This window comes from Serratia quinivorans, assembly GCF_946227985.1.
GTDB classification, from domain to species: domain Bacteria; phylum Pseudomonadota; class Gammaproteobacteria; order Enterobacterales; family Enterobacteriaceae; genus Serratia; species Serratia quinivorans_A.
This window is the reverse complement of the sequence record NZ_CAMKGL010000026.1, coordinates 1-560: the sequence shown is the minus strand read 5'-3', so window position 1 is coordinate 560 and position 560 is coordinate 1. Positions and strand designations below refer to the sequence as shown.

The following is a 560-nucleotide window of genomic DNA, read 5'->3' as shown; positions in this document are numbered from 1 at the left end:
ATCCATATCCCCGGATTGCCTTTTGTATTCAGAGGATATTGCTGGTTTCCAACCCACGACCAGTTAACTGTTGAACTATCACCATCGGGGTAAGTTGTGGTGCTATCACAGATAAACAATTGATTGGCTGAAAAATAGTTCCTTGCTACATAATCACGATTACTCGCAGCGTCTGCACCGGTCACTATATAAATGTCACCTCGATTGGCTTTCTGACCCAGGATCCATATCCCCGGATTGCCTTTTGTATTCAGAGGATATTGCTGGTTTCCAACCCACGACCAGTTATTTGTTGAATAATCACCATAGGGGTAAACTCTGCTGGCATCACAGTTAAACGATTGATTGGCTAAAAAATAGTTCCGCGCCGTATAATAGCCATTCCTGGCAGCGTCTGCACCGGTCACCATATAAATGTCACCTCGATTGGCTTGCTGACCCAGGATCCATATCCCCGGATTGCCTTTTGTATTCAGAGGATATTGCTGGTTTCCAACCCACGACCAGTTATCTGTTGAACTATCACCATCGGGGTAAGTTGTGGTGCTATCACAGATAAA

At 44.8% G+C, this 560-nt stretch carries 1 protein-coding gene; it reads right to left on the bottom strand.

Annotation, left to right across the window (positions count from 1 at the left end; all coding sequences use genetic code 11):
• Window positions 1-560, bottom strand: a 560-nt coding sequence (locus tag OCH02_RS25420) for a hypothetical protein (RefSeq protein ID WP_261433593.1), incomplete at both ends; no start/stop codon positions are given.